Genomic DNA, 8,542 nt, shown 5'->3' with positions numbered 1-8,542 from the left:
TGTTCTGGCTGCGCTCGGACCCGCCCAACGCCGCCACAGCCCCGGCGACGCTGGCCGGAGCCGCCGCCGGTATCGACGCCGGCGATGCGCTGCTGGCCGCCGAGGTCGAGGCGGTGATGGCGCCGCTCGACGAAGATCCCGACCTGTACCTGTGGCTGGCCGCCAACGATGACGCCCTGCCCCCGCTGATGGAGCGCTGACGATGTCCCGCACCGTATCTCCCACCCGTCGCACTCGGCTGCTCCAGACCGTGCTGGCCCAGCTACTGGCCGGCCTGTTTCTGGGCGGCATGCTGGTACCGGCCGCCGTGGCCGGCGACCCACCGCCGCCGCCTCCCGCGCACGGCCCGCCGCCTCCCGCCTGGGACCAGCTGACCGCGGCACAGCGCGAGCTGCTGATCGCGCCGATCCGCGACCGCTGGAACAGCGAGCCGGAGCGGCGCCAGAACATGCTCGACCACGCCCGTCGCTGGCAGGAACTCACGCCCGAGCAGCGCCGCCGCGCCCGCCACGGCCGCAATCGCTGGGAGCACATGAACCCCGAACAGCGCGCGCAGACCCGGGTGCTGTTCAAGGCGATGCGCGAAATGACGCCCGAACAGCGCAGCGCCCTGAAGGCGCAGTGGCGACAGATGACCCCCGAGCAGCGACGCGACTGGGTCGAGCGGCAGCGCGGGGAGGAGTAAAGACGTTCAAGGCTCCACCGGCTCACCACGGCACCCCGGCGAGGTCGCCCGGCGCCGGTGATGCCTGCGCCCATGCGGGATCGCAGCGCAAGCCGTTCGCCAGTCACTCACCGGGAGCGGCGCAGACGCGCCGCGCAGGCTTCAGCCGGCCGCCGTACCGTCTCCGTTGCGTTCGGGCCAGACCGTCTTCGCCAGCAACTCGTCGTCCCAATCGAAGCCGATCCGTCCGTCGACCAGGCGTCCATCGGCCAGGAACAGGAGCGCGAAGTTGTAGAGATTGCGCGCGTACATCTCGCTGGCATGGACCGCACCGCTGCTGGCCAGGTTCAGCGGACCGGACACGGCGACGCCACCGGCCTCGACGGTCTCGCCGGGCCGGGTCAACTCGCAGTTGCCGCCGGTCTCGGCGGCAAGATCGACGATCACGCTGCCGGGGCGCATGCCGGCCACCATCGCCGCGGTGACGATCTTCGGCGCCGGCCGTCCCGGCACCGCGGCGGTGCACACGACCACGTCGATGCCCTTGAGATGCTCGGCCAGGCGCCTTTGCTGCTCGGCGCGCTCCTCGTCGGTGAGCTGACGCGCGTAGCCGCCCTCGCCGGCGGCGCTGACCCCCAGGTCGAGAAAACGCCCTCCCAGCGATTCGATCTGCTCGCGGGTCTCCGGGCGCACGTCGAAACCCTCGACCTGGGCGCCGAGCCGCTTGGCCGTCGCGATCGCCTGCAGACCGGCCACGCCGGCACCGACCACCAACACCTTCGACGGCCGGATCGTGCCGGCGGCCGTGGTCAGCATCGGAAAGAAGCGCGGCGCCAGCTGGGCGGCGATCAGCACCGCCTTGTAGCCGGCCATGCCGGCTTGCGAGCTGAGCACGTCCATGGCCTGGGCGCGGGTCGTGCGCGGCAGCCGCTCCAGCGGAAACGCGACGATTCCGCGCGCCTGGATCGCCTGCGCGCGGGCCGGGTCGGCCTGCGGCGCGAGCAGGCCCACCAGGGCCGCGCCCTCGCGCAGGCATGCGATGGATCCGGCCTCAGGCGCCTGCACGCACAGCAGCACATCGGCGGCCGCGTACACCGCGCCGGCGTCGTCGAGCAGGGTCGCACCGGCCTGTTCGTAGGCCTCGTCGGTGAAGGCGGCGCCGTTGCCGGCACCGCGCTCGATCACCACCTTCGCGCCGGCGGCGACGAACTTGCGGCAGGTCTCGGGAGTGATCGCGACCCGGCGCTCGCCCTGCGCGCGTTCGCGCGCGGCGGCGACCGTCGCCACCATCGCGGCGCCCGTCGAACCCTGTTCCGGATTGCCTGCCGTCTCTGCCGCCATGCCTGGACTCCGCGAAGGGGCGTCATGACCCCGGTCTGGGCGATCCTAGCGAAAGCGCCGGCCAGGCGCGACGCCCGGGCAGCGGCCCGCCGTCCGCAACCCGGCTCAGTCGGCGGCGGCGGTGTTGTCCAGGCGCTCGCGGACGCGGCGCATCGCCTCGTCGAAGGCCGAGCGCTCGGAGCCGATCACCAGACGGCCATCCTCGTGCATCACCGCCAGCTCCTCGGCCGAGGCGACCAGCACCCGCAGGCCGCGCCGGTTGACCAGCAGGAAGCGCGAGGTCATCGGACTGACCCATGCGATCTTCGCGGCGACGATCTCGCCGTGCACGTCGGTGAGCCGGACCCAGTCGCCGATCGCCAGCTCGCGCATCCGCGCGGCGACTTCGGGGGCATGGCCGACAGTGGCCGTGCCACCGGCCAGCCACAGCCGGCGCTCCTCGCCGGACTCGACGGTCTCGCCGCCGGCCAGCGGCTTGGCGGTCTGCGCACGACGCGGACCGTCGGGCGAGGCCAGGGCACGCACCAGCCCGGCAAGACCGTGCTGGGCGGCGCTGTCGTCGAGCCCGGAGCTGGCCAGGCAGCGCAACACCAGCGGTTCGATCGACAGCAGGTGATCGGCCAGTTCGCGGCCGCGGTTCTCGGCCGCCAGGCGGTCGGCCAGCAGCAGCGCGTCGCCCAGTGCGATCGCTTCGTCGCGACGCTGCGGATCCTCGTCGCGCAGCAGGGTCTGGACGATGTGATGGCGCCACGGCATCGCCAGGAAGTCGGCGACCGCCGGGGTCAGACGGGTGGTGCGCAAACGCTTCATCAGCGCGTCGTCGGCGGTCTCGCGCGCCTGGTCCAGACGCTCGCGGCCCAGCGTCGCCTTGACCAGCCGCTCTTCCTGCAGCGCACTGCGGCGGCGATGCTGGCCGAGCAGCGAATCCAGCTCGGCATGCGCCAGCTCGAACACCGCGACGTCCTCGTTGTACTCGGCGACCACCCGCTGCGAGGCGGCGGCGGCGCGGTCGAGCAATTCGCGCTCCTGCGGCGTGTTCGCCTGGTTGCCCTCGCAGGCCTCGGTGATCGAATCCAACAGCTTGCGCGCCGGATGCTCGCGCTGCACGAACAGACCGTCGTCGGTCAGCGCGACCTTGACGTAGGGCAGCACCAGCCGGCCGTACAGACGACGGGCACGGTCCTGCAGGGAATTGGTGCGGAACAGCGAGTCGAACAACAGCGCGACCAGATCGATCGCGTCTTCCTCGTCGGCGCTGAAGCGGGTCTGGTCGGGATCGACGCCGATCCGCCGCGCACCGTCGCTGAGATGGTCGCGGATCGCCGCGCCGAGGCGGCCGGGGCCGGCCAGCGCACGCGCGAACGCGTCCGGCGGCTCGGACTGCAGCATGCTCACCACGCTCAGCATCTCGTCCACGCGCAGCTCGCGCCGCGCGCCCATGCCATGTTCCTGTCGCGGCGCCGGGGAGCGGGACTGGGCATCGGCGCCGCCGGCGCCCGACTGCGGCGTCTGCAACGTGCCGTCGCGCCACATCCGCAGCATCGTGCGCAGATCGGCGATGTCCTCGCCGGGCACCGACATGCCGCCGTAGCCGCCCGCCGAGCCACCGTGGCCGTCGCCGTACCCTTCCATCCTTCCCATTGCGCCGTGCATCGCCTCCATGCCTGTCATCGCCACCTGTCCCCGGTAGGGCACGGACTCGACCGTCTCGTGCCGATAGCCGTGCTGCGTCGAAGTGTGGGACGACGGAGCCGAGCGTCCGTATCCCGTTGCCGCGAGCAGGGCATTGGCCCTGCCATAGAAATCGCCGAGCCGACGCGTCAACTCGCCCTCGTACTGGCGGAACAGCAGCTCGCGCACGTGCGGAGTCGGTTCGGTTTCCCGGAACGACTCGACGAACGCCCCGATCAGCCGCTCCGGTCCGATCGGATTCGCCACCTCCGGCATCCCCAGCGCCTCGGCCATCGCCTGCAGACGCTGCCGCATGACCTGCAATGGCTCGGCGAAGCGGCCATCGAGCGCCTCGATCACCCGTTGGCCATCGAGATGGAACGCCAGGTGGGAATCCTCGACCAGCCCCAGCGGCAGGTCGCCGCGCGATCGCACGCGCAGGCCACGGAAGTCGTCGAAGCCCTTGGCCAACTGCTGGCGATAGCGCATCAGCAAGGTCGCCGCCTGCTGCCGCAACATCCGCAGCGAGGTCAGGTCCTCGAAATGGCCGGGGCCGACATCGCCGGACTGCAACGCCACCGACAACGCCTGTTCGATTCCGGGGTACAGCGCATCGGGGATGCTGCCGAGCTGCTCGACCGCCTGCCGCTTGATCTCCTCAAGGACGCGCAGCGGTTCGCCACGCGTCGCATGCGTTGGAGTGGGTACACTCATCCCCAGATCCCCTATTCGACCGCCACCCCGTCGACACCCCCTGGTGCCGACCGGTGACGCACAACGCCGGTTTCCGGCGTAGATCGCAGCATAGTGGCAATATGAGTCACTTCGTATTGGCCCCCTGTCCGACCTTCCAGAACTGTGACTGATGTCGCCTATTGACTCTCGACCCGCTGCCGGATTCGGCACCGACCCTGCCCTCCACGCCCTCGACAGCCGCCGCTCGGTACCGGCCCGGCAACTGGACGAGCCGGCCCCCGACGATGCCACCTTGTTGCGGATGCTGCGCTCGGCCAGCCGCGTGCCCGATCACGGCAGGCGGGTGCCGTGGCGCTACCTCGCGATCCGCGGCGAGGCCCGCCACGCGCTGGGCGAACGCCTGGCCGCGCTGACCCGCGAGCGCGACGCCAGCGCCGGCGAGGCCGCGATCGAGAAGGATCGCCAACGCTTCTCGCATGCGCCGCTGGTGGTGACGGTGATCGCCCGCCTCGGACCGGATGAGAAGATTCCCGAGCAGGAGCGCCTGCTGACCGCCGGCTGTGTCTGTTTCGCCCTGCTGCAGGCCGCGCAGGCGCTGGGCTACGGCGCCACCTGGCTGACCGGCTGGCCGGCCTACGACGCGACCGTGCATGGCTGGCTGGGACTGGCCGCGGACGAGCGCGTCGCCGGCTTCATCCATATCGGCACGCCGCGACTGGACGCGCCCGAGCGCGAACGCCCCGACCCGGCGACCCTGCTGGAAGAATGGAGCGCACCGGCGGCATGAGCGGCGCTTCCCGCACGCACCGGGCCGGTGACGCCGGAGCCGGCATTCGGGCACACTGGCTCCGATGAACAAGCTCTACCTGGTCGACGCCAGCCTGTACGTGTTCCGCGCCTGGCACTCGATGCCGGACGAATTCAGCGACAGCGAGGGCTGGCCGACCAACGCGGTCCACGGCTTCGCCCGCTTCCTCGCCGAACTGCTCGAACGCACCCGTCCGGCGCACATCGCGATCGCCTTCGACGAGGCGCTGGACTCCTGTTTCCGCAACCGGATATATCCGGCCTACAAGGCCAACCGCGAGCCGGCGCCGGAAACGCTGAAGCGCCAGTTCGCGCATTGCCGGACGCTGTGCGGCGCGCTCGGCCTGGACGTGCTCTCGCACGATCAGTACGAGGCCGACGACCTGATCGGCAGCGCCGCCCATGCCGCCCGCGGGGACGGCTTCCGCGCGGTGATCGTCTCCGCCGACAAGGACCTCTCGCAGTTGCTCGGCGACGGCGACGAGCAGTGGGACTACGCGCGCAACCAACGCTGGGGCGCCGCCGGCGTGCCCGCCCGCCACGGGGTCGAGGCGCGCCAGATCGCCGACTACCTGGCGCTGACCGGCGACAGCATCGACAACATTCCCGGCGTGCCCGGCATCGGCGCCAAGACCGCCGCCGCCCTGCTGGGTCACTTCGACACCCTCGACGCCCTGCTCGAGCGCATCGACGAAGTGCCGTTCCTGCGCATCCGTGGCGCCGCCAGCACCGCGAAGAAACTGCGCGAACACCGCGAACAGGCACTGCTGTGCCGCCAACTGACCACGATCGCGCTGGACGCACCGCTGAACGGCGCCCGCCCCCAGTTCGCGCGCGGCAGCGGCGACGCCGCCACCCTGCTGGCACTGTGCGAGTCCCTGCGATTCGGTCCGCTGACCCGACGCCGGCTGCACGAGGCCGCCGGTCTGGACTACACTGCCGGCTGAGCATGAGGCGGCACGCTCCGCGCGCACGGAAATGTTCGCGGGGCGTCATGCAGACGCGCTAGGATCGGGGCATGGACACCGCCAGCGACGACTCCGAAATCGAATCGACCCAGCCCCCGACCGAGACCCTGTACGAGGGCCAGTGGCTGCGGCTGAGCCGGCGCGGCCGCTGGGAGTTCGCCGAGCGCACCCACGGCAAAGGCATGGCGGTGATCATCATCGCGGTCACCCCCGACGACAAGGTGGTCTTCGTCGAGCAGTTCCGCGCCCCGCTCGGCGCCCGCACGATCGAGATGCCGGCCGGCCTGGTCGGCGACGACCATGCCGACGACACCCTGGCCTCGGCCGCCCACCGCGAACTGATCGAGGAGACCGGCTGGGAGCCGGCCCGCGTCGACGTGCTGCTGGTCGGCCCGACCTCCTCGGGGATGAGCAACGAGCGGATCGCCTTCGTCCGCGCGACCGGCCTGACCCGGGTCGGCGCCGGCGGCGGCGTCGACGACGAGGCGATCATCGTCCACGAAGTCGCGCGCGAGCAGGCGCCGGCATGGCTGATGGCCCGGCAGGCGGAAGGCTACGAACTCGACCTCAAGCTCTGGGCGGGCTTGTGGATGATCGACCGCAACCCGGACGGCAGCCCGGCGAGCAAATGAAGAGCGCCGCGCTCCGCCTGTCTGATGATGTTTAGCCAGGCTGTGGTTGACACTCAGTGCGAGCGGAAGACGTCTCCTGCCCAGCAGCCCTCTTGACGGGGAACGCTACGGACCCGGCTCAAATTGTCCAGCACGTCGTAGGCATAGGTCGCGGTGCCGAACATCCGTGAGGTCGTGCCGGTCAGGCGGTCCAGGCCGTCGTAGACCATGTCGCGATTGCCACGCTGGCCGGTGCCGGTCGCACCGCCGGTGATCGCGGCGACATTGCCGTTGACGCCGTAATCGTAACTTTCGGAAAAGGTCGACGCTGATGCATAAGCAAAGACCCAAACGCGTTACGCCTATTTGGACTACGTCAGCTGCGAATAAATGACCCCCCCTTTTGCTTTGGTGAATTCTGGGCGACTCACTTCACGGAACATCCTCGTAACTAATATAAGCACGCCTATTCTGTGCTCGCCCGTCTTCCATCCGGTTATCACCGACAGGCCTCTCACTTCCCAACCCCATCGGCGCAGACAACCGAGACTTCGGCACGCCACGACTAAGCAACCAATCGTTCAAAACTTGCGCCCTGCGTAGCGACAACTCATAGCACTGCAATGCGGAGCATTCTTCCGAGTCAGTAAAGCCCAGAACTCTTAAGGGAATATCCGGCGGCATCCTTTTAAGAAGCTCGAGGTCATTTTCCAACGCGTCTTGATCACAAGGACCAGCCACTGATTCCAACAATGCCCCTCCTGAAACCGGCTGGCCAGGCTTGAAGTTGACGCCCCAGAAGTCACCAGGATCAGAAAAATAGCCTTGTCTGCTACTTGCAGGAACAGATTGGAGCGGGGATGAGATTGCACAAGCTGAAATCACTGCCATAGCAAGGAAAACAAGGAACAATCGCTCTCTCATAGACAGCTTCCTTCGTTCGATCCTGCGCAAGAGGACATCACTGAGAAGTTGGCCCTTGCATCAATTGCGCTTTCGCTTATTCCGTCACCCGGATTCCAGGGCGCCCAAAGGTTGTTTGAATTCTGAAGGAACCCTGTAGCCTTTTGATAAAAAGCTTCGGCGCGATATGCGGACTTTTCTCTATCCAAGCGGTCCGATCTCGAACCGGGAAAACCTTGACTCACTATTCGCACGCCATGATCGCCCTCATGCAGCGATCGCATCGCCAGCCCATTCACCGTACCGGATACGCTTCTACTCTTTCCAGCGATAGCTTTCAAGTCAAACGTGACGCTGCCTTTTCCATCGAGACTCGTGTTGATTTGAGCGGCGTCCCCATTCAAATCTCCAAACGAGACCTTGATGTCCGTATTGCCTTTTTCGCCAAAGAACTCGACAGCTGCGCTCAGTGCATCCCTTTGCTCTGAGGTCAACTTGGAGCTAGTGGAAGCCTCCTTAGCCATGTTGATTGCCTTATCAAAACTATCGCAATCAGTCTTATTACCCTCGCAAACGTAGCGCCCGTCTGGGTCTTTGAATCGGTAAGGATTGTTATTCGCATATCGATACCGGTTGAACATCTGTACCGGCTGCTCATAAGGCGTCACCGGGTCAGCTGACAGGAACCGCCCGATATCGTCGTCGTAGTAGCGCTGCTGGGCGTAGACCAGGCCGGTGGCGGCGTCGAACACGTGGCCGGTGTAGCCGGGGCCGTCCTGCGGGGTCGTGACCTGCCCCCACTGAGCCATACCAGTCGAATCTGGGTAAAGTCCGTCAACCCGAGAGGACGGACATGCGCAAGAGTCGATTCACCACCGAGC

General features: G+C 68.0%; 9 protein-coding genes and 1 pseudogene. 5 read left to right on the top strand and 5 right to left on the bottom strand.

Going from position 1 to position 8,542, the window contains the following annotated elements; translation table 11 throughout:
• Together FKV24_RS19395 and FKV24_RS17560 are read left to right on the top strand one after the other, a co-directional pair.
• A pseudogene (locus FKV24_RS19395) lies at positions 1-200 on the top strand (hypothetical protein); the annotation flags it as partial.
• 2 nt (positions 201-202) lie between these two features.
• Positions 203-685 (top strand): DUF3106 domain-containing protein, encoded by a 483-nt coding sequence (locus FKV24_RS17560; protein WP_425481669.1) that lies wholly within the window; start codon positions 203-205, stop codon positions 683-685.
• A 141-nt stretch (positions 686-826) separates the two neighbouring features.
• Here FKV24_RS17560 and FKV24_RS17555 read toward each other — a convergent pair whose 3' ends face one another.
• Positions 827-1,954: an NAD(P) transhydrogenase subunit alpha gene (locus FKV24_RS17555; protein ID WP_141483308.1), complete on the bottom strand. Its 1,128-nt coding sequence runs from the start codon at positions 1,952-1,954 to the stop codon at positions 827-829.
• 156 nt (positions 1,955-2,110) lie between these two features.
• The gene (locus tag FKV24_RS17550; RefSeq protein WP_141483307.1) at positions 2,111-4,390 is read right to left on the bottom strand and encodes a DUF1631 family protein; all 2,280 of its coding nucleotides are present in this window, start codon (positions 4,388-4,390) and stop codon (positions 2,111-2,113) included.
• 151 nt (positions 4,391-4,541) lie between these two features.
• On the opposite strand from FKV24_RS17550, the gene FKV24_RS17545 reads away from it, so the two are divergent.
• The 3 genes from FKV24_RS17545 to FKV24_RS17535 all read left to right on the top strand — a co-directional run bounded on the left by FKV24_RS17545 (position 4,542) and on the right by FKV24_RS17535 (position 6,779).
• Entirely contained in the window at positions 4,542-5,159 is a 618-nt protein-coding gene (locus FKV24_RS17545; RefSeq protein WP_141483306.1) for a nitroreductase family protein, read from the top strand.
• A 64-nt stretch (positions 5,160-5,223) separates the two neighbouring features.
• Positions 5,224-6,126, top strand: coding sequence for a 5'-3' exonuclease (locus FKV24_RS17540; protein WP_141483305.1), 903 nt, complete (start codon positions 5,224-5,226; stop codon positions 6,124-6,126).
• A 71-nt stretch (positions 6,127-6,197) separates the two neighbouring features.
• Entirely contained in the window at positions 6,198-6,779 is a 582-nt protein-coding gene (locus FKV24_RS17535) for an NUDIX hydrolase (RefSeq protein WP_141483304.1), read from the top strand.
• A 53-nt stretch (positions 6,780-6,832) separates the two neighbouring features.
• Here the strand turns inward: FKV24_RS17535 and FKV24_RS19390 are convergent, their stop codons facing one another.
• The 3 genes from FKV24_RS19390 to FKV24_RS17525 form a co-directional block, all read right to left on the bottom strand.
• On the bottom strand, positions 6,833-6,988 hold the full coding sequence (locus tag FKV24_RS19390; protein ID WP_170288364.1) for a hypothetical protein: 156 nt from the start codon (positions 6,986-6,988) through the stop codon (positions 6,833-6,835).
• Between the two features lie 202 nt (positions 6,989-7,190).
• Positions 7,191-7,682 (bottom strand): OmpA family protein, encoded by a 492-nt coding sequence (locus FKV24_RS17530; protein WP_141483303.1) that lies wholly within the window; start codon positions 7,680-7,682, stop codon positions 7,191-7,193.
• Complete coding sequence (locus tag FKV24_RS17525; RefSeq protein WP_249041083.1) at positions 7,679-8,413, bottom strand: RHS repeat-associated core domain-containing protein; 735 nt, start codon at positions 8,411-8,413, stop codon at positions 7,679-7,681. Before FKV24_RS17525 ends, FKV24_RS17530 begins: the two co-directional genes overlap by 4 nt.
• Between the last annotated feature and the right edge of the window lie 129 nt (positions 8,414-8,542).

It is taken from the genome of Marilutibacter maris, assembly GCF_006546735.2.
GTDB classification, from domain to species: Bacteria; Pseudomonadota; Gammaproteobacteria; order Xanthomonadales; family Xanthomonadaceae; genus Marilutibacter; species Marilutibacter maris.
Note: the sequence above shows the minus strand (reverse complement) of the source record. Positions and strands in the feature narration are given on the sequence as shown.